At 61.3% G+C, this 21,540-nt stretch carries 28 protein-coding genes; 15 read left to right on the top strand and 13 right to left on the bottom strand.

Features of this window, described 5'->3' with window-relative positions:
* Positions 1-422 precede the first annotated feature (422 nt).
* The gene (locus AC1D3B_RS32930) at positions 423-608 is read left to right on the top strand and encodes a DUF3606 domain-containing protein (RefSeq protein ID WP_478194880.1); all 186 of its coding nucleotides are present in this window, start codon (positions 423-425) and stop codon (positions 606-608) included.
* 51 nt (positions 609-659) lie between these two features.
* Here the strand turns inward: AC1D3B_RS32930 and AC1D3B_RS32925 are convergent, their stop codons facing one another.
* The 3 genes from AC1D3B_RS32925 to AC1D3B_RS32915 all read right to left on the bottom strand — a co-directional run bounded on the left by AC1D3B_RS32925 (position 660) and on the right by AC1D3B_RS32915 (position 1,682).
* Positions 660-902: a hypothetical protein gene (locus tag AC1D3B_RS32925; RefSeq protein WP_478194879.1), complete on the bottom strand. Its 243-nt coding sequence runs from the start codon at positions 900-902 to the stop codon at positions 660-662.
* Positions 895-1,329: a glycine zipper domain-containing protein gene (locus AC1D3B_RS32920; RefSeq protein ID WP_478194878.1), complete on the bottom strand. Its 435-nt coding sequence runs from the start codon at positions 1,327-1,329 to the stop codon at positions 895-897. The genes AC1D3B_RS32925 and AC1D3B_RS32920 overlap by 8 nt, the downstream gene beginning before the upstream one ends.
* A gap of 158 nt (positions 1,330-1,487) precedes the next feature.
* Positions 1,488-1,682, bottom strand: coding sequence for a hypothetical protein (locus AC1D3B_RS32915; RefSeq protein WP_478194877.1), 195 nt, complete (start codon positions 1,680-1,682; stop codon positions 1,488-1,490).
* Between the two features lie 113 nt (positions 1,683-1,795).
* Here AC1D3B_RS32915 and AC1D3B_RS32910 point away from each other — a divergent pair, with 113 nt between their 5' ends.
* Positions 1,796-2,185, top strand: coding sequence for a response regulator (locus AC1D3B_RS32910; RefSeq protein WP_478194881.1), 390 nt, complete (start codon positions 1,796-1,798; stop codon positions 2,183-2,185).
* Here the strand turns inward: AC1D3B_RS32910 and AC1D3B_RS32905 are convergent.
* Positions 2,164-2,973, bottom strand: a complete 810-nt coding sequence (locus AC1D3B_RS32905) for a tetratricopeptide repeat protein (protein WP_478194876.1) — start codon at positions 2,971-2,973, stop codon at positions 2,164-2,166. The genes AC1D3B_RS32910 and AC1D3B_RS32905 overlap by 22 nt on opposite strands.
* A 66-nt stretch (positions 2,974-3,039) precedes the next feature.
* A complete protein-coding gene (gene ku / locus AC1D3B_RS32900; RefSeq protein ID WP_478194875.1) occupies positions 3,040-3,966 on the bottom strand; it encodes a non-homologous end joining protein Ku in 927 nt (308 codons plus the stop codon).
* 379 nt (positions 3,967-4,345) lie between these two features.
* On the opposite strand from ku, the gene AC1D3B_RS32895 reads away from it, so the two are divergent.
* Positions 4,346-7,528, top strand: a complete 3,183-nt coding sequence (locus AC1D3B_RS32895; protein ID WP_478194874.1) for an error-prone DNA polymerase — start codon at positions 4,346-4,348, stop codon at positions 7,526-7,528.
* A 46-nt stretch (positions 7,529-7,574) separates the two neighbouring features.
* The gene (locus AC1D3B_RS32890; protein ID WP_478194873.1) at positions 7,575-8,276 is read left to right on the top strand and encodes an SOS response-associated peptidase; all 702 of its coding nucleotides are present in this window, start codon (positions 7,575-7,577) and stop codon (positions 8,274-8,276) included.
* Between the two features lie 137 nt (positions 8,277-8,413).
* Here AC1D3B_RS32890 and AC1D3B_RS32885 read toward each other — a convergent pair whose 3' ends face one another.
* Together AC1D3B_RS32885 and AC1D3B_RS32880 are read right to left on the bottom strand one after the other, a co-directional pair.
* Positions 8,414-9,454 (bottom strand): toll/interleukin-1 receptor domain-containing protein, encoded by a 1,041-nt coding sequence (locus tag AC1D3B_RS32885; protein ID WP_478194872.1) that lies wholly within the window; start codon positions 9,452-9,454, stop codon positions 8,414-8,416.
* Between the two features lie 266 nt (positions 9,455-9,720).
* The gene (locus AC1D3B_RS32880) at positions 9,721-9,894 is read right to left on the bottom strand and encodes a DUF3606 domain-containing protein (protein ID WP_478194871.1); all 174 of its coding nucleotides are present in this window, start codon (positions 9,892-9,894) and stop codon (positions 9,721-9,723) included.
* 130 nt (positions 9,895-10,024) lie between these two features.
* Here AC1D3B_RS32880 and AC1D3B_RS32875 point away from each other — a divergent pair, with 130 nt between their 5' ends.
* Together AC1D3B_RS32875 and AC1D3B_RS32870 are read left to right on the top strand one after the other, a co-directional pair.
* Positions 10,025-10,651, top strand: a complete 627-nt coding sequence (locus tag AC1D3B_RS32875) for an ATP-dependent DNA ligase (RefSeq protein WP_478194870.1) — start codon at positions 10,025-10,027, stop codon at positions 10,649-10,651.
* Positions 10,652-11,370: 719 nt separating this feature from the next.
* Positions 11,371-11,616, top strand: coding sequence for a hypothetical protein (locus tag AC1D3B_RS32870; RefSeq protein ID WP_478194869.1), 246 nt, complete (start codon positions 11,371-11,373; stop codon positions 11,614-11,616).
* 27 nt (positions 11,617-11,643) lie between these two features.
* Here the strand turns inward: AC1D3B_RS32870 and AC1D3B_RS32865 are convergent, their stop codons facing one another.
* The 6 genes from AC1D3B_RS32865 to pyrF form a co-directional block, all read right to left on the bottom strand.
* A complete protein-coding gene (locus tag AC1D3B_RS32865; RefSeq protein WP_478194868.1) occupies positions 11,644-11,922 on the bottom strand; it encodes a hypothetical protein in 279 nt (92 codons plus the stop codon).
* Positions 11,919-13,106, bottom strand: coding sequence for a hypothetical protein (locus tag AC1D3B_RS32860; protein WP_478194867.1), 1,188 nt, complete (start codon positions 13,104-13,106; stop codon positions 11,919-11,921). Before AC1D3B_RS32860 ends, AC1D3B_RS32865 begins: the two co-directional genes overlap by 4 nt.
* A gap of 25 nt (positions 13,107-13,131) precedes the next feature.
* Positions 13,132-13,401 carry a hypothetical protein gene (locus AC1D3B_RS32855; protein ID WP_478194866.1) on the bottom strand — a complete coding sequence of 90 codons (270 nt, stop codon included), beginning with the start codon at positions 13,399-13,401 and terminating at the stop codon, positions 13,132-13,134.
* Positions 13,398-13,601 (bottom strand): hypothetical protein, encoded by a 204-nt coding sequence (locus AC1D3B_RS32850; RefSeq protein ID WP_478194865.1) that lies wholly within the window; start codon positions 13,599-13,601, stop codon positions 13,398-13,400. The genes AC1D3B_RS32855 and AC1D3B_RS32850 overlap by 4 nt, the downstream gene beginning before the upstream one ends.
* 20 nt (positions 13,602-13,621) lie before the next feature.
* A complete protein-coding gene (gene ssb / locus AC1D3B_RS32845; RefSeq protein WP_478194864.1) occupies positions 13,622-14,071 on the bottom strand; it encodes a single-stranded DNA-binding protein in 450 nt (149 codons plus the stop codon).
* Positions 14,072-14,436: 365 nt separating this feature from the next.
* Positions 14,437-15,141, bottom strand: coding sequence for an orotidine-5'-phosphate decarboxylase (pyrF, locus tag AC1D3B_RS32840; protein ID WP_478194863.1), 705 nt, complete (start codon positions 15,139-15,141; stop codon positions 14,437-14,439).
* A gap of 161 nt (positions 15,142-15,302) precedes the next feature.
* Here pyrF and AC1D3B_RS32835 point away from each other — a divergent pair, with 161 nt between their 5' ends.
* The 9 genes from AC1D3B_RS32835 to AC1D3B_RS32795 all read left to right on the top strand — a co-directional run bounded on the left by AC1D3B_RS32835 (position 15,303) and on the right by AC1D3B_RS32795 (position 21,384).
* Entirely contained in the window at positions 15,303-15,683 is a 381-nt protein-coding gene (locus AC1D3B_RS32835; RefSeq protein WP_478194862.1) for a hypothetical protein, read from the top strand.
* A gap of 118 nt (positions 15,684-15,801) precedes the next feature.
* Positions 15,802-16,203 carry an MAPEG family protein gene (locus AC1D3B_RS32830; RefSeq protein WP_478194861.1) on the top strand — a complete coding sequence of 134 codons (402 nt, stop codon included), beginning with the start codon at positions 15,802-15,804 and terminating at the stop codon, positions 16,201-16,203.
* Between the two features lie 99 nt (positions 16,204-16,302).
* A complete protein-coding gene (locus AC1D3B_RS32825; RefSeq protein ID WP_478194860.1) occupies positions 16,303-17,463 on the top strand; it encodes an IS30 family transposase in 1,161 nt (386 codons plus the stop codon).
* Positions 17,464-17,498: 35 nt separating this feature from the next.
* Positions 17,499-18,701, top strand: a complete 1,203-nt coding sequence (locus tag AC1D3B_RS32820) for a hypothetical protein (RefSeq protein WP_478194859.1) — start codon at positions 17,499-17,501, stop codon at positions 18,699-18,701.
* Between the two features lie 206 nt (positions 18,702-18,907).
* On the top strand, positions 18,908-19,360 hold the full coding sequence (locus tag AC1D3B_RS32815; RefSeq protein ID WP_478194858.1) for a hypothetical protein: 453 nt from the start codon (positions 18,908-18,910) through the stop codon (positions 19,358-19,360).
* A gap of 72 nt (positions 19,361-19,432) precedes the next feature.
* Entirely contained in the window at positions 19,433-19,804 is a 372-nt protein-coding gene (locus AC1D3B_RS32810; protein WP_478194857.1) for a hypothetical protein, read from the top strand.
* Positions 19,805-19,862: 58 nt separating this feature from the next.
* Positions 19,863-20,303: a hypothetical protein gene (locus AC1D3B_RS32805; RefSeq protein ID WP_478194856.1), complete on the top strand. Its 441-nt coding sequence runs from the start codon at positions 19,863-19,865 to the stop codon at positions 20,301-20,303.
* Positions 20,304-20,400: 97 nt separating this feature from the next.
* On the top strand, positions 20,401-20,961 hold the full coding sequence (locus AC1D3B_RS32800) for a hypothetical protein (RefSeq protein WP_478194855.1): 561 nt from the start codon (positions 20,401-20,403) through the stop codon (positions 20,959-20,961).
* 141 nt (positions 20,962-21,102) lie between these two features.
* Positions 21,103-21,384 carry a hypothetical protein gene (locus tag AC1D3B_RS32795; protein WP_478194854.1) on the top strand — a complete coding sequence of 94 codons (282 nt, stop codon included), beginning with the start codon at positions 21,103-21,105 and terminating at the stop codon, positions 21,382-21,384.
* The last annotated feature ends 156 nt before the right edge of the window (positions 21,385-21,540 follow it).

Below are 21,540 nucleotides of genomic sequence, written 5' to 3'. Positions count from 1 at the left end.
GTGGGTTCGGGCGTCACGGCGAAGTTGCGCTTTGCCTTGTACTTTGCCAGTGGGGGTGCTGCGGCCATGGGCGAAATGTACGGGCGAAGACACAGGCGTTTGCAGGCGCGTTCCCATTCCCGAGGTCATCCCGAAGCATCCTTGAAGGCGCTCGCGGACCGTCGACCCCGGCAGGCTCCTACGCCAGCCCGGAGGCAGCGGGGCGAATCTGGAACTCGAAAGGAGACTCTCATGGCAGACAACAGCACCACCGTGAARCAGCCGGCCCCGCCCATTGATCCGACGAAAGAGACTTCGAAGATCGAGCCGGGCGGCGAAGGTCCGATCGGTCCAAACGATGGGCCSAACGTGACAACGGGGAACGAGCGCGGAGCGCCCGACAGCCCAGCAACTCCTCAGAACCCGAAGTAAGGAGACCTCGAATGCCAGACGACACCACCAACCGCGGTGCGCAGGACCGCGCACGAATCAACTTGAATGAGGACCATGAGGTCCGCTACTGGACTCAGACCCTTGGGATCTCTGAGGAAAAGCTCCGTGAGGCAGTCGCGGCTGTCGGCGTCAGCGCCGACGCAGTACGCCAGCACCTAGGTAAGCCTCAGAAGTAGACCGTCGGCTCTGGGCGGCCGCTAAGGCGGCGCCCCCAGCCACTAACTGGGTCACTGCCTGGCGCTCTCGTCCTCCTCGGCCTCCTCGGTCTGCGCCGCATCAGTCCCGATGTCCGGCGTTCCAGGAAACCCGGACTTCTTGTTCGCTTCGCGTCCCATCCGGCTACCTTCCTCCGGAGGGTCCTGCCCGATTGCGCGGCTCTGCTCGATGTTTTGCCCGGAGGCTGATCCACGATCGCCAAGCCTCGCCTCTACGGCGAGCGGGACAGCTGTCGGGCGTTTGATTTCAGTCATGGTGCGCTCCTTGTGCAAAACGACAGGGTGGCGCCGAGCGATTTCTCCCAAGGTGGATTTCCACCATCACGAACGTAGGCCGGCATCTGTTTCTGTACGCATCGACGCCGTAGCGGTAGGCGCGCGAGTATTGGTCGTAGCTTGTGCCGGCCTCGACGTAGTCGCGCCCTGCATAGTTGTCGCGCCAGTAGGCGTCTTCGGCAACCGGGTCGGCCGTGGCGGCACGGCCAGCCAACGCGCCTGCCACGGCACCAACTGCCGCACCGACTGCCGCGCCGACCGGGCCGGTCATTCCACCAACCGCGGCGCCGGCTGCAGCGCCGCCAGCAACGCCTCCAACTACGCCGCCAGCCACTGCACCCACGCCGGTAGCAGTAGCAGTACCGTCCTTGTCACCAGGCACACGGGGGTCATTCACATCAGCCATCGCAGGTCTCCTGATAAGTGATTGGAGACGACACGATGCGGCTTCGTGGCGGCGGCAGACGGTCGCGAAGAGCTCATGTGCTTGCGAGCAGGTAGCGGGGGCTGTTGCCGGGAGCCTACATCTAAGCCGCAAGGAAAGGCGTGACTTGGCCGGGCCAATCAGTCCTTCTTGCCGGGCGCGAACGCTGCTTCCAGTTGCTCGAGCGCATGGCGGACGTGCGCGATGGCCGCGGCCAGATCTGCCAACTCTCCCTCCGGCTTTGCGCCTTGCGGCGGATCCATCACGAAGCTGAGACGTTCGCAGGCCAGCGTCCACTTCAAATGGGCCTGAACCTGCTCGGGGGTTCTGTCCATCGCGATCCTCCTTATGGCGGTTACATCCTACCCATTCATCACCTGAGCGCCCACTCACGAGGGAATGATTCGCACTAGCCTCGCCAAAACGAAAACCAAAAACGGTGGAAGTCATGGCTGGCCTATCAGTCTTCCTCGTTGAAGACAACCAGAAGATTCGAGATCACCTGATCCCTGCCCTCGCGGATCTGGGGTCGGCAAGCGTCATTGCAATCGCCAAATCTGAACCGGAGGCGATCGCATGGCTGGCACATCACAAGGGCCAGTGGGACTTGGCAGTCGTCGACCTTTTTCTAGAGGAAGGCAACGGGCTCGGTGTCGTCGAATGGTGCCGCGGGAGAGAGCCCCATCAACGCGTTGCTGTCCTGACCAACTACGCGACTGACACCATGCGCAAGGCGTGCCTCGAGGCCGGTGCCGATGCGTTCTTCGACAAGTCGACTGAGCTAGAGGCGTTCTTCGAGTTCTGTCTCCACAGGGGTCAGCGCGAGAGGCGTCGGTAGGCGCTGTAGTGACGAATGGCGCCCTGACTGTTGCCGAGCTCATCATGCAGGCGACCTGCGTTGAAGTGGGCATCGGCAAGGTTCGGATCGAGCTGTAGCGCCAGGTCGTAGCTGGCCAGAGCCTCCTCGAATCGATTCAAGTCCTCAAGCGCCACTGCTCGATTGAAGTGGAGGAGGGGCTCGTCCGGCCGGTGTTCGATGCCCTTCGAGAACACCCGAACTGCTTGATCGCAATCGCCGCTTTCGCAAAGGACTGCTCCCAGGTTGAGGTAGGCGTTGGTGAAGTCCGGCGCGATGGCAATCGCTTCCTCGTAGAGCCGTCGCGCTTCGGCGGCGTCGACCGCTTCCATGCACTCGGCACGCACGAACAAATCCTGCGGCGAAGGCGTCAGCGCCGTGACCGAAGCTCCGGCCTGGCGCGCCGACGAGAGGTGGCGCACGACCATTGTGGCGTCGCCTTTCGGTTCGAGCCCCACATCGAAGTCCATCAGAAGCTGGCCCGTGTCGGCAGCCCACTGCGAATCGCGGTTGCGCACCACGATGTCCTTGCCGACGGCGGTGATCCGCAGGCCCGAAAGAGGCGCCTCCGCAGGCAGCTCGTCCTTGAGCCTCTTCAGTGATCGCAGGATCTTCGTCGTCGGAATGCTCGCTGACCGCAGCTCGTGGGCGGTGCGCAGCAGCACGACGTCCTGGAACGAAAAGAGGTACGCCTGGCGCGGCCCGCGCTTGGGTTTGACGAAGCCAAGTTCGACCAGGCGAACGATGGCGCTCCGGGAGAGGCCGAGCATCTCCTGAACGCTGCGAAGCGTGTGCGACTCCAGAACTACCTCCCGCCAGCTTGGTGAGCCGCCAGCTTACTTCCTGGCGCGAGTGCGCGCCGGTTCCGCCGCCGGTTCCTCGGTCTTTGCCGCCCGGCGCACGCCCTTGCGCTTGGCTCCCATCTCGGCCACGTTGTCCGCGGTCTCTGCCGTCGCTGGCTTGGCCGCAGCGGGGGCCTTCGCGGGGGTCTTCTTCAGGCTGGCCATCAGCGCCTCGGTCAGATCGATGACCTGGGCGCCTGCTTCCTCGCCGGCGTGCGGCGACGCGACGACTTCCTTGCCCGAGATCTTGGCGTCAATGGCTGCCAGGATGCGCTTCTTCTCTTCGTCCTCGAACATGGTCGGGTCGTAGGTGTCCTCTGAGATCTGGTCGATCAGCTGCAGCGCCAGCTTCAACTCTGCGGGGGTCGGCTGGACCTTCTCGATATCGAGATCGGCGAGCGAGCGGACTTCGTTTGCGTAGAGCAGCTGCTGCAGCACCAGGCCGTCTTCCGCCGCCCGGACCTGGACGACGTACTGCTTGCCCTTCCATGCCCACTTGGCCAACGCGCAGCGGCCGCTCTCGCGCATCGCAGCCCGCAACAGGCTGTAGGGCTTGCCGCCCCGCTTGTCCGGCGCCAGGAAGTACGCCTTGTCGTAGTAGATCGGGTCGACTTCCTTCTCCGGGATGAAGGACACGATGTCGATCACGTGGCTCGTGCCTTCCTCGAGCGCCTTTAGTTCGTCGGGCTGGAACAGCACGTACTGGTCCTTCTCGAATTCGTAGCCCTTGATCATGTCGCTGCGCGGCACGACGGTCTTCATGTCCTTTTCTGAGACGTACTGCTGCTTGACCCGGCTGCCGTCCTTGGCCAGGAGGTTGAAACGGATAGTCTCGGAGGACTCGGTCGCCGAGTAGAGCTTCACCGGGATCGAGACGAGCCCGAAGCTGAGCGACAGCGATGCGATGGAACGTGCGGCCATGGTTTCCCCGTGTCGATGCGGCGCGATCCGGCCGCTGGAAATTGCGAACTTGCCACGTTTGGGCGACCAACGGAAGAGGTGCGCGTCGCGTCCGCCACAGCGAGTCCCACCAACGGGGCGGGAATCGCTTTGCCGGGCTGGAACATGTCGCCAACCAGTCACGGCCGGCAGGCCGCGCCGCTCTGCTTACCTAGTGCGCGCTGAGGGCGGTTGGCACCGGGGACGTCCGCCAGCTCGGACACTGCCCAGGCGCCCTAGTCCTACGCCGGCGAACGAGGAGGGGAGAAACTCGCTGGATGCGACGAACTGCATCGCGGGCGTCGCGGGCGCGAAGCGTCGGAAGACAGCCGACCCTTCGTAAAAGCTGTATAAACGTACAGTGTACGAACCGCCGCCTTTTGCCGAACTCCACTGCCGCTCCAACTTCACATTCCTGATGGGCGCCTCCCAGCCCGAGGAATTGGTCGAACGCGCCGCCTCCAAGCTGTACTCGGCCTTGGCGTTGACTGACGAATGTTCCGTGTCCGGCGTTGTACGGGCCCACTTGGCGGCACGCGACGCCAGCCTCCACTTCATCTGCGGCAGCGAGATATCGCTGGCAACCCAGAGCGGCCATCCGCATGCCAGAGTCGTTTTCCTCGCGCAGAACAAGCTTGGCTGGGGAAACCTCTGCGAATGCATCACGATCGCGCGCCGGCGAGCCGCGAAAGGCAGCTACAGCGCCTTGGTGACGGACGTAGAGGGAAAGAACATCCAAGCGCCGCATTTAGCGGGCATGCCTGGCTGCTTGGCGCTCCTCCTGCCCGACAGTGACGCGACGGTCGAATCCCTCTTCGCGCAAGCGATGTGGCTTAAGACCTGGTTCCCGGACCGAGCATGGATCGTGGCACCGCGACCGCTCCTGATGGACGATGAGTTGAGGCTGTGGATCGTCGAGCAGGTCTCCGAGCGCACCGGCATTCGCATCGTGGCCAGCTCCAGCCCAGTCATGCACACGCGCAAACGCAAAAAGGTTCAGGACGTTCTCACAGCAGTACGCCTGGGGAAAACGGTGGCCACTGCCGGCTACGCCCTGCAGGCCAATGCTCAAGCCTACCTCCGCGGCCGCGCCGCGCTGATCGAACAAGTGCCCGGCGAATGGATGGAGGAAACCGTAAGGGTCGCCAGCATGTGCGCGTTTTCACTTGAAGAACTCAAATACGAGTACCCCCGAGAGGTGGTTCCCGACGGCGAGACACCCGCGTCGTATCTGCGCAAGCTGACATACGACGGCGCGGAGCGCCGCTATCCGAACGGCCTGCCGGAAAAAGTGCGCAAGCAGGTCGAGCACGAGCTGAAGGTCATCGCCCAGCTCGAATACGAGAGCTACTTCCTCACGGTCGCGGACATCGTGCACTGGGCGCGCGACCGCAACATCCTCTGCCAAGGACGCGGGTCAGCGGCCAACAGCGCGGTTTGCTACTGCCTTGAGGTGACCAACGTGGACCCCGATCGCATGAGCGTCCTCTTCGAGCGCTTCATCTCGGTAGAGCGAAAGGAGCCTCCCGATATCGACGTCGATTTCGAGCACCAGCGGCGCGAAGAGGCGATGCAGTACATCTATGAAAAGTACGGCCGCGATCGCGCAGCGCTCACGGCGGTGGCCACGACCTACCGCACGAAGTCGGCGCTGCGCGATGTGGGGAAGGCAATGGGGATCGACGCGGACAAGATCGATCGCCTGGCGAACACGGCCTACGGCACCGAGGAGACGTGGATCAGCGAGGCTTGCCTGCTTGAGAACGAGATCGACCCTACGAATCCGACAGTGGTGCACTGGCTCACGATCGCAGACACCATTCGCGGCTTCCCTCGCCATCTAAGCCAACACCCGGGTGGCTTCGTGATCGGACGCGACAAGATCAGTCGGCTAGTCCCTGTGGAAAACGCTGCGATGGACAACCGCAGCATCATTCAGTGGGACAAGGACGATCTCGACTCGACCGGGCTCATCAAGGTCGACATCCTCGCGCTGGGCATGCTGAGCGCGATCCATCGCGCGCTCGACTTGGCCGGGGAAAAAGCCGGCTCCCCGCCGATGCGCGTACAGGACGTGCCGGCGGAGGATCCTGCGACCTACGAGATGATCTGCAAGGCCGACACCGTTGGCGTTTTTCAGATCGAAAGCCGAGCACAGATGAGCATGCTGCCGCGCATGCAACCTCGGACCTTCTACGACCTGGTCGTGCAGGTCGCGATCGTGAGGCCGGGCCCAATTCAAGGCGGCATGGTTCATCCCTACCTGCGCCGGCGCATGGGCGAAGAAGCCGTGGAGTACCCGAGCGACGAGATCCGTCAGGCGACAGAACGGACGCTCGGCGTGCCGATCTTCCAAGAACAGGTGATGCAAATCGCGATGCTGGCGGCCGACTTCACCGCTGGCGAGGCTGATCAGCTGCGCCGAGCTATGGGCGCCTGGCGAAAGCGCGGCGGCCTGGAAGTGCATCAGCGGAAGCTCATCGAGCGCATGCGGAAGAAGGGCTACACAGAGGAATTCGCGCAGCGTCTGGCCAAGCAGGTTGAAGGATTTGGAAGCTATGGGTTCCCGGAATCACACGCGGCGAGTTTTGCCCTTCTCGTCTACGTGAGCTGCTGGCTGAAGCGACACCATCCGGACGCGATGCTCGCGGCGCTCCTGAACTCGCAGCCCATGGGCTTCTATGCGCCGGCCCAACTCGTGCGCGATGCGCGTGAGCATGGCGTCGTCGTGCGACCGGTCGATGTCACGATTAGCGAATGGGAATCGACCCTTGAGGAGCCTGCGCAGGGCGTGGCCTCGGCGCGCTGGGACACCGCATACGAACAGCCGATGAGAGCCGTACGACTCGGACTTTCAAGAATCAATGGCATGCGTGAGGAAGCGACGACAAGAATCGTTGCAGCGCGCACGCAACAGCCATTCGCGAGTGTGGAAGATCTAGCCATGCGTGCGCAGCTCGATGCTCACGACCTCAGGTGCCTCTCGAGCGCGGATGCGCTGCTCAACCTGGCCGGGCGCCGCCCGGATGCCGTGTGGGCGGCTAAGGGCATCGACACCCGCCCAACAAAGATGCTGCGCGAGGCACGCACCTTCGAGGAGGAAATTCAGTTCAAGGAGCCTGAGGAAGGCTCCGAGATTGCTGACGACTACGGCTCCACTGGCTTGAGCCTGCGCCGGCATGCGCTGGCGATCATTCGACCCCAGCTGAGCGAGTGGGGCATCAAGACGTCCGAGGAGCTACGCACCCGTGGAAAGGACCGTCAGAAGGTCCGCGCCAGCGGAATCGTGACGCATCGCCAGCGACCCAGCACGGCGAACGGCGTCATCTTCGCAACGCTCGAAGACGAGACTGGTACGGTCAACATCATCGTCTGGCCGCAGGTGGCGGAGGAACAGCGCACTGCGCTGCTTGGAGCCAAGCTGCTCAGTGTCGAAGGCACCTGGCAAAACGAGAAAGGCGTGCAGTCCTTGGTTGCAACGAAGCTTGTCGACCACACGCGCCTGCTGGGCACCCTTCGGACATCCAGCAGAGACTTCCGCTGACCCGTCGCAGGGTTGCGTCGTCGCTGCTGAAAAGCACAATCGCCCCATGTGCAATCGATACATCTCGCCGGACGACTACGACATCGAGTCGTACTGGCACATAGGCCGGGAGGATGGTCGTCCAAGCTGGGCGCCGGCAATCTTTCCGCGAGCGCCTGGCCCCTTCGTCCGCCGGGCCAGGCATGCCACAGGCTACGAACGTGAGCTTGTAGTCGGTCAGTGGGGCCTGATCCCATGGTTCGCGAAGGAACCGAAGCTGAAATTCCCGACGAACAATGCGCGCAGCGAAGAGCTGGCCGATAAGGCGAGCTTCAAGCACCCATGGGCGCGCGGGCAGCGCTGCATCATTCCTGCCTCCAGCTTTGACGAGCCGAACTGGGAGACCAAGAAAAACGTGTGGTGGCAGTTCCGGCGGGCGGACGGAGATCCTTGGGGCCTCGCCGGTCTCTGGAACACATGGGTAAACAAGGTGACCGGCGAAGTGCACGAGTCCTACACGATGCTCACGCTGAACGCCGACAACCATCCTTTGATGAACCGGATGCATAGACCGGTGCTGGATCCCGAAACGAAGATCCCTCTACCACCCGCCCTACAGGACAAGCGTTCTGTGATCCCGATCGAGAGAGGCGATGTCGATCAGTGGCTCTGCGGCACTATCGACGAAGCGAAGCAGCTGCTCAGGCTGACGCCAGTGGAAGTCTTTGATGCTGGGCCGATCATCGATGCGCCCGTCGTGACGCGATGAGCGTACCGCAGCCGGTCGACGTGTAAGGTGATCATAGTTGCTGCGCTTCGATCAAAGTTGTTGACCGGCCTGGCAAACATTCTGCGAGGTGGACTCCGGCGTCCCGGACGACTACCACATGGGCACATCGGCATGATTTACGTGGGTGGATCAACCGGGGGAGGCATGTGATCTTCCAATGGGGCACCTTGAACGGCAGGGGTGTTTGCCGGAGATTGATTGTTATCTAAAATTTGGCGCGCCACTTCAATCTTCGCTCGTTCTTTTCGCTGAAATACCATAACTGAACAAATCATACTTGCCACAGTAACCAAGAAAAAAATCCAAGCAGTATTTATATCGAGAAATGGAAGTACAGCGAGATTGCTGGAAAGAATCCAGCGCGCCACCCAATACTCGCTGACAACGAAGCAAACAAATGAAAAGGAAGCCCCGCCGAAAATTGCGGCAAGCCAAAAGGCCCAGGAAGGGCCAAGGGACAAGTATCTGCCCAACACTTCACTGGTGACTGATATGAAAAGCGCGCCGCCTAAAGCTCTTACTACGGTACCAAGTGATCCAACAACATCCCAGCCCTTATTTTCGGGTTTTTTCTGTTGTGGTTCGACGTTTTCTGCAAGACTGTGATCTAGCGTGGCAGATATTGCAGATTTGAGACTGCAAAACGGCGGACTGTTTTTATTTCCGGTCCAGTCCTGAAGCTGAACCGCTTGCAATCGACGAAAGCCAAATGGAATGTCGGTGCCTTCTATAGCAACCGGAACAAGTATCTTTCGGCGGAGCCCTTCGTGGGCTTCCTCCAGCACCCAATCTGAGTTATTGGCATGCTTCGACCAAAGGACAATCACGCATCTTGCCTTCTCAAGCTCTTGGGAGAGAGAGCGATCGAATGCCTTTCCGGCGGGCAAGTGTCGATCCCACCAGACCGTCCAACCGGCATCTTCGAGACTCTTGGCAATAAGTTGCGCCCGCTCCCGATCCGCTGACCCGTAACTCATGAAGATGTCTGCCATATGTGTACGTTTCAGGGAAGTGAAGCATGCACGGTCCGGCTTGGTCAACACCGCAGCGACGTGACCGTCCGCACCTTCCCGATAGCGGTCGCTCGCGAAGGCAGCAACTTGGCGCCCGTCCCCGGGGCGCAGCAACTTTGAACCGATCAAGAGCTTGAGCGCCAACTATGACTGGCGTACCTGCCGATTGGACCGGAACGATCAACAACCTTGATCCATCACAAGACGCAATGGCTGGCGAACAAAGGCAAACGGCACCCGAAGGTGCCGCTCGTCTGCCTGCAGTCAAACGCATGCCGTAGTGCTATTCGCCTGGTCATCGGCTGACCCTCAAAGGGTTTGTGCAAACGCCCGGGGACCCGGACGCGCACGCTGATGGTAGTCCGTCTGGTCCCAAGCCGGTATGCAGGGGGCACCCGAGCGCGGCGCGCTCATTTTCGAAGGTACTCCCGGACCTTCTCCGCCGAATTGCCCACGGCCGCCACTGCGGCCTTGAGCTGCTGCTCGGTGACGCCGAGAGATTCTGTCCAGCTGCGCACCTCATGCGGCTCTTTCAGCGAGATCAGCTTGCGGTCAAGGCCTGTCTTTTTCGGATCATCTTTCATCAGTGCCTCCAGTTTAATGCGACCCGCGCAGCGTCTGCGCGGGCCTCGAACCATTCCTTCCGCGTGTGCATAGGCCATTTTGCGCATCCTGCTGACAGCCAAAAGCTGACGCCGCGGGCACCGTCGGGGTATGACGCTCGACGATTTCCCGCCCATGCTGCTCGACGAGCGTCCGCTGAACCTCGCGGAGCCCGGCTGGATCTACGAGATCAAGATGGACGGCTACCGGGTGACAGCCATGTTCGGTGACGGCAGCGCCCAGCTGCGCACGCGCAACGGCGCTGACTGCTCCCGCTGGTTCCCTGAGGTGACCAACAGCCTGGCCAAGGTGTCCGGGGGCCCCTACGTCGTCGACGGCGAGATGTGCGTGTTTGACGACCTCGGCCGCAGCGCCTTCGATCGGCTGCAGGACCGCGCGCGCCGCCGGCGCTTGTATGACGGCGCCGATCTGGTCGGCTACGCCGTCTTCGACCTTCTGGTCGACCACGGGATCAACATCACCCAGCAGCCGCTGGTTCAGAGGAAGGCACTGCTGGCGGAGCTGCTCGACCCCAGTCCCGACAACGTCCTGGCCGTCGGCCACTTCGATGAGGACATTCAGCGGATCTTCAATGAGGCTGTCTTGGGCCTCAAGCTCGAAGGCCTAGTAGCGAAGCGAACCGACAGCATCTACGTGCCTGGCATCCGCACGCGGGACTGGGTCAAGGTAAAACGCAAAGGCGCGGTACCTGCCGAGCGCTTCAAGCGCCGCGCTTGAGGAGGCAAATCCAAGGCGCGCACAAGGTCATCGAGATCTACCCGCCCGTCCGCTGCTAGTTTTACGACATGGAGAGACCTTGGGGAAAATGCGAAAGATCCCTCCAGAGTTGCCGCCGATTCAAGTTTCGTATCATCGTTCTCAGACAAACGCACAGAGGAAATTCAGCTGGCGCAGAAGATGCGACGGGGATTGTTTAGGCTACTCGTGAGCGCCAGTATGCCGCGTTGGTGTGGATAAGTTTTCGGTGACTTATCATGGCCGCGAGCATTCGATAGTAGGTCGCAGAACTTCAGGTTCGGGCCATGTAGAGCAACCATGAGAAAAGCCCGTCCGGATCTGGTCGAAGAGATCCAAAACGGGCTTTCTCTGGTCGGTGAAGCGGGTCGAACCGCACTTGACGAACCACGTGTTGGCAAACACAGGCCTACTTTACAGGCTTTCGGGGTCCGTTCAAGTGGCACATCCCGGGTAACCCTTCCTTGAAAGGTGCGCTATGTATACCCAATGCATGGACCCCAAGGATGTGCACGTCACAGACTACGTGCGAACCCGGTTCGGAAAGACCGAGTTCGTCACTGAGCACTGGCGGTCGCATCCCAATAGCTGCCCGCGGTAAAGCGGGATGAGAGAGGGCGCCCAACGGCGCCCTCTTTTTTTGGGCGGACTGTTCGAGGCAATCCGCGACGACGACATGCACATCTACGAGAAAAAAATCCATGACAGATCACCTCCGTCGAATCTCCCTGAGTGTGGACGAGCCAGACCCGGGCCGTTTCCATTGGGTGCTGATGGAGTCGACCGAAGACGTGTCGATCTGGGCCGAGCTGCAAGCGTCCGAAGAGAGCTACTCGTCCTACGAAGAGGCACTCTACAAAGGCCTGTCTGCCCTGCAGAGGCTAGGACCCGGAAGCACGGGCCCGAGGGCTCAAGGTGAAGACGAAAACGCCTCACCCGTCGGTTGAACCGCCGGCCTCCGTGGTCTGAAAGGGTCAGTGACTGCCCTTGAGCTTCGCGAGGATGCCCCTCCGACGCGTAGCAAGGTCCTCCAGCTCCATCGGGACAGTATCGGCGTAGGGATCATGCCGCGGGCCGTCTGGGATGAATTCGCCGTGCTTAGCCGCGACCACGTAGCCTTGATGATTGATCGGCCAGAGCAAAATCGATCGGCCGGCTTTCAACTCCTCCGCTGCGAACTGCAGCGCCGCAGCGACACGGTCGAAGGGGATGGAATCCGCGACCGGGTCGAAAGGGAAGTCGGAGCGGCTCATCGTTCACGCTCCGGGGGAACTCGGCCAGGCGGAGGCGGCGGAAGCGGCGGGATGCGGCCGTCGTCTAGACGGCGCTGGATGTTTGCGCGGGCTGCGCCGAGATGCGCGGCCTGGGCTTGGTCGTTCCTGGGAAATTGCTGTGCGGCTTCGGCACGCTTTGCGGCCAGCTCGCGGTAAGCACCCATAAGCTCCGGGTGCTGGGCCATACCTTCGGCCTCGGTGAGGCGCTCGAAGGCGATTGCCCGAGGTGGGCGATCCCCGGCCCCCGCTACTTGATGCGCTTCGCCAGTTCCTTGCGGTATTTCTCGTCCGTCGATGCCCTGTTGGTCACCGCCAGGACCGACTTGGTCCACGCTTGGGCGTTGGTCGAGGGGGGCGTCTCCGTTGGCTTGACGGTAGCAGGCTTCCGAGATTCGGCCTTCGTTCTTGTGGCGGTCGAGCTCAGCGCGGAGGCGTTGTGCGATGCGTTCATGGTTTCCTTCCTGCGAAAGTTGTTTGAGATGCTGCCAGCCGTGGAATTCCTTATGCTGGCCATCGATTCGGTTGTCAAGGATGGTCAGCCCGACAGAATCGCCGAAACGGTCATGGATCCTCTTCAGGCCATCTGGCAGACCTCCTTGGATGTCCGCCATGACGGCGATGCTCGCGCCCCGCCCGTATTCCTCGAATCGCTTGAAAGTTCGCCTGAGGGCGACTTCGGGCGTTACCTGGACGACCCAGATTCTGGGCTTGAGGCCGGCGTCGATCGCCGCCTGCATTTTCTCCATTGAGGGCTCAGGCCGGTTGAGCTGGCCTTCGAAGACCACTCTCGTCTTGGGCGGGATCCCCGCGCCGAGCACTGCGGTCGTCTTTCCGGCGCCCGGGACACCGGTGAGAAAAAATACTTCGTCGCGTGCCGGATCGGAATCGTCGTGCAGTGCGCGGCGGTACTGCTCCGAAGAGAGCACGGCGGCAGCGTTGTGAACAGGCGTGTTGTAGCGGTTGCGCGCATCCGGCGATGCTCGGAACTGGTCGAACGTGTCCTTGAAGTTGTCCGCGCAGACGTAGCGACCGCCGAAGTTGTCGGGATCGGCCTTGTAGCGGGCAATGAAGGGCTCCGGGTCCGTCTCAACGGCTCGGATCACTTCGTCCTGGACGGCCGCGCGGTCGGGCTGCGCGAAGTCTCTGCGATGAATGCTTTCCAATTTGGATCTCTACGAATGGTGAAACTTAGGGCGCGCCGGACGGCGATCCCTCCGTGGGCGAACTGAGCTGCGATGCAGCCTCCTCCGCGTGGCGCGCGGCGACATAGCGGTCCCAGTGCTTGCGAATCGACTGGATTGGACCGTAGGCTGCTTGCCGACTCCAGCCGTAAGGGGCGACTGCGGCGATGTAGGGCTTGCCGTCGACGAGCACGGCACGAGCGACAGCAGCACGATCGTCCGACAAGCGCGCAAGCGAAGCTGCGGCGGCGAATTGAGCGGGTGTCATTGTGTTCATGTTTCCTGATCGGCAGGGAGGGCGAGGCCGAGCTCCTCTTTCACCAGCTCAAGCATGCCGGCGACCTCGACGTCTGAGAAGGTGGGTTGTTCAGGGTCAGTACGACCAGAGCGCAGCAGCCACTGAATGCCATTGAGCAAGCCAATGGATTTCGAGATGGTGGCATCCGCAAACTCGCGTTCCTGGACAAGCCACTGCATCTCGGCGGCTACTGCGCCCTCTAGAAAGGGACATCGTCCTCCTGCGGCGCTGGGCCCGCACTGGACTGAGGAGGTGCCGCGCGCCGCTCCTGCTTCGATCCAGATGCGCCGGCACCATCGCCGCTCGGCCCTGCGTCTGCCTGGCCCTGACGGCTGCCGAGCATCTGCATCGATTCGGCAACGACTTCGGTCGTGTAGCGGTCGTTGCCCTGCTCGTCTTTCCATTTGCGGGTTGCGAGACGGCCCGCAATGTAGACGGACGAGCCCTTGCGCAAATACTTTTGCGCACGCTCTGCAAGATGCTTCCACAGTACGACGCGATGCCACTCCGTGAATTCGTCTTCGCCACGGTGGTACGTCGTGGCGATGCTGATCGTCGCGACCTGGATGCCCTGCCCGACTGCGCGGACCTCAGGATCGCTGCCCAGGTTGCCGACTAATCTGACCTCGTTGACGGATGCGGTAGACATGATTTCACTCCCTTGAAAATTGATCGCTGACAGCTCGATATGAGTTGTCTAGCAAGATGTATTGTAGGTTGTCGTTTAAGTTTGACAACGCGTTTAGGTTGTCGTCATTTTTGTAGGTGTTCATAGTTGCTGCGCCTCGATCAAAGTTGTTGACCTCGCTTGGCAAAGGGTTCGTCAGCCAACGTTCGAAGGACGGACGGCCTTAGGCTCGCCGCCGCAGTTGGTCGGTCGCGGGTTTCAGGAGCGTGTGCGCACTGCGCACTGACCATGCGGCGGGCAACAATCGGCCAAGAGCTGACGGTCGGCGGGCGTCCTCGATTCGGGCGCGTTGTGGTCCGAACCAGATGGGACTAGGTGCTTCAGCGTTACTGGATGGCCGCCGCCAGGTCAGCACGCACTGCGGCGAACACGGCAGCGGGATTCGAGGCACGCGATATAGGGCGACCGATGACCACGTGCGTCGCGCCGGCCCCGATTGCCTGCGCGGGAGTCGCAGCTCGCGCGTGGTCGCTTTGGGCATCGCTCGACAGCTGCGTGCCTGGGGTCACGATAAGCGCACCCGGCGGCAGGACCTCGCGAAGCAGCCTCGCTTCCAATGGTGACGACACAACGCCATGGCAACCGGCAGCGGCTGCAAGGCGGGCCAGTCGTGCGACTTGCTCTGGAACCGTCGAGGCGACGCCTACCTCTTCCAAATCCCGGTCACTCATGCTGGTGATGACGGTGAGCGCAAGAATCTTCAGTTGAGGGAACTGGCTCGCGGCCTGAACTGCCGAGCGAAGCACGGCGGAACCGCCTGAGGCGTGCACAGTCACCATCGAAGCACCCAGATGTCCGGCTGCGGTGACCGCGCCCGCCACCGAGCTTGGGATTTCCAGGAGCTTGAGGTCCAAGAAAACGCTTTTCCCTGCGTCTACGAGCTCGCGGACGACCGAAGGTCCTGCGGCCGTCAGCAGCTGCAGGCCTACCTTGTAGAACGTAGCAGCTGCACCTAGCTGCTTCACGAGGTCCGCCGCCGATGCGGCGGTAGGGAAGTCGAGCGAAACGATGATGCGGCTGTCCAAACCCATTGACTTGTCCTCAATGCCGACGCCCCACGCTCCTCGGGAAACCGCGAACTGGGCGAGCGTACGCAGCCTATCATCTGACAGGCAGGATGCGGCCAAAACCGGACCGTCGTTCTGCGCTCCCACTTCGACGAATTCTGACCCTTCATCGCCTATCCCAAAGCATGCACATCGTTTTGTTCCTTCGTGACTCGACCGGCGACGCACCGTTTGAAGAGGTCGCACGCCGCGTCATGGCACGCCTGCCGGTCAGTGACATCGAGGAGCGCGAGAGCTCAAACTACGAGGGCGGAAACTATTTCGTTGGCTATGCCGCCAACGGGAGGGTTGAAGTCTGTCGGTCCGATGGTGCGCAACTTGAACGCTACCCGTACTGGGTCATCTTGACCGACCGCGGCGCTCGTGCCGGTGCCAGCGGGGTGCTGAGTGAGAATCCCAGCGTGTTGGCCACGACCATAGCGAAGGAAGGCATGGAAGCTTTCGTTCCGGATGGTGACTGGACGAAGGTGGATTGGTCCCCGTCTGGGGCGACCTACCGTACATAGCCATCATCCGCCGCAAACGGCCAGGAACGGACGGTCGAGCGCTGCGGCCCGTTAGGTCTCCACTGCCGGCTATCCTGCTGACTTCGCGGAATCGTGAGGAGCTAGAAAAATGCCAAGCATGTCTGCATTCGTCTTGACCAGCTTCATCGGTTGGTCGCTACTACTGCTCGTCCTCATGGAGGCTCTTCGTAGCCGCCTGGTTGTGCAAGGAGCGGTCGCGGCAAATGAGTTCCAACCTGACAACTCAAATCTGTCACCGTTCATGCAACGGCTCGGTAGAGCGCACGCCAACTGCCTTGAGGGCATACCGGTATTCGGCGGCCTTCTGCTCGTCGCTATTGCCACCGACAGAACCGGCGTGACCGACGGTCTCGCGCCTTGGTTCTTGGCCGCTCGCCTCGTCCAGTCGAGCGTACATCTGTGGTCACTGAGCGTCCCTGCGGTAAATGCTCGATTCCTCGCGTTTCTGGCGCAGATGGGTATCGGGGCATACTGGGTGTGGGCCCTGCTCGCGTCGTAGCCGTCCCCTGCATGCGGGGCCAAGGACAGTAGGCGGCTGCGGATTCAACCGGTCGATGCAACACACTGATGACTGCCGTAGGCAGAAGGAGTGTTGCAGATGGCTTACCGGACGCGAACCTACTACACAGACAGCCAGAAGGCRTTGATGTGGGAGCGATGGAGGCAGGGATGGACCCTSCATCAGATYGCTCAWCTGTTCAATCGGSCACACACGTCSGTACAGAAGATCCTGTCSCGTACSGGCGGCATTCGRCCRCCKGAGCGAAGSCGYTCAYCGRTGGCGCTGACACTGGCCGAGCGCGAGGAGATCTCGCGTGCCATGGCGGCYGGYTTCTCGATTCGCTCGATCGCGTTRATCCTCGRGCGAGCTCCATCCACCATCRGCCGCGAGMTCAAGCGCAATGGTGGTTCAGGGTGCTATCGGGCGACGCAGGCTGACCAGGCAGCCTGGGACCGGGCTCGTCGACCCAAGCGCTGCAGGCTGGCCGAGAACCGGGACCTGGCGCGCATCGTCACTGAGAAGCTTCGAATGCAATGGTCTCCGGAGCAGATCGCCGGTTGGCTCAAGCATACTTACCCGAGCGACGAGACCTCCCACGTGTCCCACGAGACCATCTACCGCAGCCTGTTCATTCAAGCCCGCGGGGCCTTGAAGAAGGAGCTGTTGCAGCATCTCAGGCGCACTCGGGGCATGCGCCGCTCACGTCAGTACACGCAGAAGACAGACGTCCACGGAAGAATCGCCGACGCCATCTCCATCAGCGAGCGGCCAGCCACGGTCGAAGATCGAGCAGTTCCCGGCCACTGGGAAGGCGACTTGCTCTTTGGAAGCGCGAATAGCCAGATCGCCACGCTGGTTGAGCGCCAGACGCGATACGTGATGTTGGTCAAGCTGGACGGCAAGGACTCTCAGACCGTCGTCAACGCGCTCATCAAGAACGCCCGCAAGCTGCCACAGGAGCTCTACAAGTCACTGACCTGGGACAGAGGCACCGAGATGCACGCTCACAAGAAGTTCACCTTGGCCACCGACATTCAGGTGTACTTCTGTGATCCGCAGAACCCATGGCAGCGCGGAAGCAACGAGAACACGAACGGATTGCTCAGGCAGTACATGCCGAAGGGCATGGACATCTCAGGGTTCTCACAGCTTCAACTCAACGCGATCGCGAGACAATTGAACGAGAGGCCGCGCAAGACGCTCGGCTTCCATACACCTGCTGAGATGTTCAGCGAATGTGTTGCATCGACCGGTTGAATCCGCAGCCATCACCGGGCCTTCAGAACGGACGCATGAAAAACCTCATCCCGCCGGTCGCCCTTGTATTTGGGCTCCTCGCCTACGTTGGTCCTTCCGCCGCCGGAGAACCGTTTACCGGAACCCGGGCTATCGACCTCCGTACTCCTGCCGAGCGCCAGATCGGAGCGGAATGTGGCACTGAGGAATTCGTTTTGGTGCAGGCCGGGGACACCGTCACCGGCCCTCAAAGGCAAATCGCGAAAGCGCAGTCTCTAGCGGAAAGGGCGAATCCACTCTCGAGCTATCAGCCAAAGACGGGCATGGAGGGCAGAGCCGCTTTGGAGGAGATCTACTTCAAAGGCGTTCCCGTGACGCTGCAATCGTTTCAGGCGGTGCGAAGGTTGTTGAGCGATGGGCGGCTGAGTCGCGATGAGAAGGTCATAGTGCCCCGGTTGTTGGCAGGGCTTCACAATAGCGACAATTCGACTGGCGCCAATGCCGAGATTGAACTCGACTTGCAGGTGCTGGCCAACGACCCCGACAAAGAAATTGCAGCCCAAGCGGCTGTTCATTACGCAAGGATGGGCTACCTTCCGGAGACTGAATCAGTGTTGCGGCAGGCTTTCAAGGCCGGCGCACTCCCTCCTGATTCCTACTACCAGGAATTGGCCCATCTTATAGCCAGCGCTCCGGCTCAGAAGCAGGCGGAGATCATGGCGACGATCCGGGAGTCGTCAAATGGATTGGCGAGAGACGTGTTGACGAGTGCACTCCTCAGCGGCAAGGACTTCAACGGCGCATCGTTCCTGAGATCTTCGCCTGACATGGCTGCCTTTCTTCGCGCGACGCAGCCTGAGTTTTCCTACGCAGCTAGCCAACTTGGCCTTGTCGACGCCGTCAGATATGCACACTGGCTTCGCGCAAGTGCGACCATAGAGAGTGACCGCACCGGCCGGAGTATGGACGCCGTGATCGTTGATACATTGAGCGCGCCAGGAACGGACCCCCGCAAAATCATTGGATACCTTGTGCAGCCGCAGGCGGCGCCGGTACTCGCCTCAGCGACTCCTGAATCGCCCGTTTACAACCTGGTGGAGGCTGCGCAAGACTACGCAGCCCAGTTTCCTGCGTCCGGCATGAAGGACCTGGTGGCCGCGGTTGTGCACCGTATGCCCAATCCTCCGCCAGCGCGCGCTCCTATCGCGCCGGCCACCGGGCTGCCGACACGGGCGGACGCCATCACACAAAGCCGATGAGGATGCCGGGCTGCTCCGGGGTGCGACCCTCAGAATGCTTTGAGCGCGAGGCACCAAGAAACTCCTGCATCGCGGGTGGCCATCGATGGAGCGTCCCTGCGACCGGCAAAATGCGGCCAACAGCGGAAGTACGTCACGACCTTCCAGTTTTGTTCCGAGGTGTTGGCAGCGGCGTCTGACCCTTGGCTACATTCGCACGAAAAACCATGAGCCAGATGCACCGCTATCCGTACAACGAATTCATGCTCGAGCTTCCGGACCACTGGAGGCAGTACGCGAACCCTGACCCGGCTGCGGTCGCCTTTCATTCGGAGGAACTGGGCGCGTCGCTCATCGTCAGCGTGCAGTTCCTGGTGATTGCCCATGACAAGGCTGAAGCTGTCGCGGCGAACAACCTGGATGCTCGAATCGCCGCTCACGAAAAGCAGTACCCTGGAAGGGTTGAGACGCTGCGTCGGACCGTCCAAATGCATTCCGCAGGCAACGCACTGGAGACCTCCTACGTCGCCGAGGTCCAGGGCGAAGCGATGTTCCTGTACGTCGGCCACGTCACGCCACGAAAGATTCAGAGCGCCTTGATGGTGACCAAGCCCGACCGACAAGCAGCAAGCTCCATCTTCAACTCGACGATGCGGGGATACATGCCCAAGACGCCTTGACCGCCTGCAGGCGGCCAGGACCGGACCTTCGCCGTGACCGCACCATTTGACGCAACGTCCAACGAGATTCGCATGATTGCTGCCTCCGCTTTCGGCTCCATGCTTGGCATTGCAATCGGTTTGCTCCTGTGCGGGTTCGCGTGGGCGGCCTCTAGACGCAATCGAACGGAGGCTGGACAGACGTCTATCGCCTATCCGCTGCCGGACTGGCAAGGATTCGTGCGAAGGGCCGCAGCCTTGCTGGCATTCCTGGTCATCCTGCACTGGATACCCGACCTCGCCACTTGGCTGCATGGCGCCTCGCAGAATCGCCCCCTCCTAATCAACGAACGCAGCTACCGAGCCGTCGTCTTTGTGGGGCATGCAATGGCTACAACCGGAATCACGACCGAGCTCATCGGCGCCCTATGGGCCAAATGGCGGAATTCGCGCACAACGGCCTGAGCTGCCGACAGCGTGTGGCACAGTTCGGCCAACACCAGACGTTGAGGACTTCCCTCTGATGAGATTCCAGAAGCTAAAAAATGCGCTCGATTCGGGGTTCCTAAAGCCGGCGCTCTGCAGGTTCGTGGCGCCTCCCTCCGAGGCAGAAGTCCTCGCGTTTAGCAGGCAAAGGCCCTGGCCTTTGAGCGACGCCCATGTGGACCTTCTCTGCCGCTGGGGAGGGTCAAGTCTCGACGAGATTCGAATTTCCTCCCTCAGCTCAGTTCAAACCGGCTCAGACGAACGCACTGTTCAATTTGCGAGCGACCCTAGCGGCTTCGTCTTCAGGTATGACGAGAGCGGCGCGGTGCTGCAGGAGGACACCGATGGTGGCGATACCCGCATCGTGGCTGCGTCGATGCTGGCGTTCTTCGACGACGTGCTCCTCGGAGACAATTGCGTTGCGCTCTTTGGCGAGGCTTGGCTCTCCGGTCTCCGGGAGCATGGCCTGGTAACGTAGCGGCAGCACACGGTCAACAGCCGGCGCCGGCCACAACCGGCCGTTCGCCGTATCGGCACAATGCGGCCAAACCCAAAACCAACGCGGAGTTCTTGACATGCAAATCGCGAGATTGACGACCTGTACCCATCGACCTCGTATCGCCACCAGGATCGCCGTTGTCGCCATTGCATGGTCCGCACATGCTTTTGCGGAGCAGAGTTTTCCCACACAGCAGGCGTGGACCTATGGGCAAGGGGCGGACCTGATGTCGGGAAAGCCTCATCCTGAAGCAAACCTTATGAGTCGCAACACGCTCCCGCTCCCAGCTTCCACGAAGCAAACGAATTTTGGATACCTGACGGTTGAAAGGCCGGCGGCGAAGCCGGTCGTGGTCGCCTTGGGCATTGAACGTAGGTTGCCGAAGGCCGGGGCGCTCGACTGCAAACCCGAAGGGTGCATAGTGAAGATTCGATTCGATAGCGACGCGGCAATCGACTTCCATGCCCTTCCCGTCAAGAACTGGCCTGAAAGGGTCGTCTTGCAAGATTCCGCCAGCTTCGTGAAGGCGGCCTCGGCAAAGAAGCGCATCGAAGTTGGTTTTCAAGACCTTGAGAATGGCTTTGCGACGTACCAGTTTTCTTCCGCTGTACCTCTTCAGTTCGAGAAAATCAAATAGCAGGCAAGCGCGCTTGAATGTCCGTCCTTGAGAAGGTCGGACGACCGCCGTGGGGCCCATCGCGGCGACCGGGCGACGGGCTACAGTCGGCCAACCCCGGACGGTCGGACATGACCTCCGGCAAGATTTAGAGGTTCACCCATGAGCATGGACGCGGACGGGCATCAGAGGCGATGGCTGGCGTTGGGGTATGGCGGCAAGACGTCATCCCTCGAAACCTGGCGCTACTGGAAAACCGCTGACCGGATGTGGACCATCGTCGCCCCTCACGGTCTCGCAGAGTTCGAGCAAAGGCATCGAAGCATCTTCTATCAGGGCGAAGAGGTCCTCACAGCAGCGACGCAGTGGGAAGCTACCTGGAGGGCGGTCGGCTACTTCTACAGCCATGTGGTGCCGACTCTGCCGGCGCCGCCGATGAACTAAGGTCGGAGTACGTTCGACTCATCTCGGCCAGAACCCGTCGTTCGCCGATGGGAGGCCACTTCGCTTGGAAGCCGACATTCGAAAGGTGTCACAAAAAAAGCCACTCGCCTGGAAGCACAGCGATAGGCCAAGAACTCGAGCGTCTGAGTGCTCTGC

The organism is Variovorax sp. P5_A3, from assembly GCF_056400665.1.
This window is presented reverse-complemented; position numbering and strand designations above follow the sequence as displayed.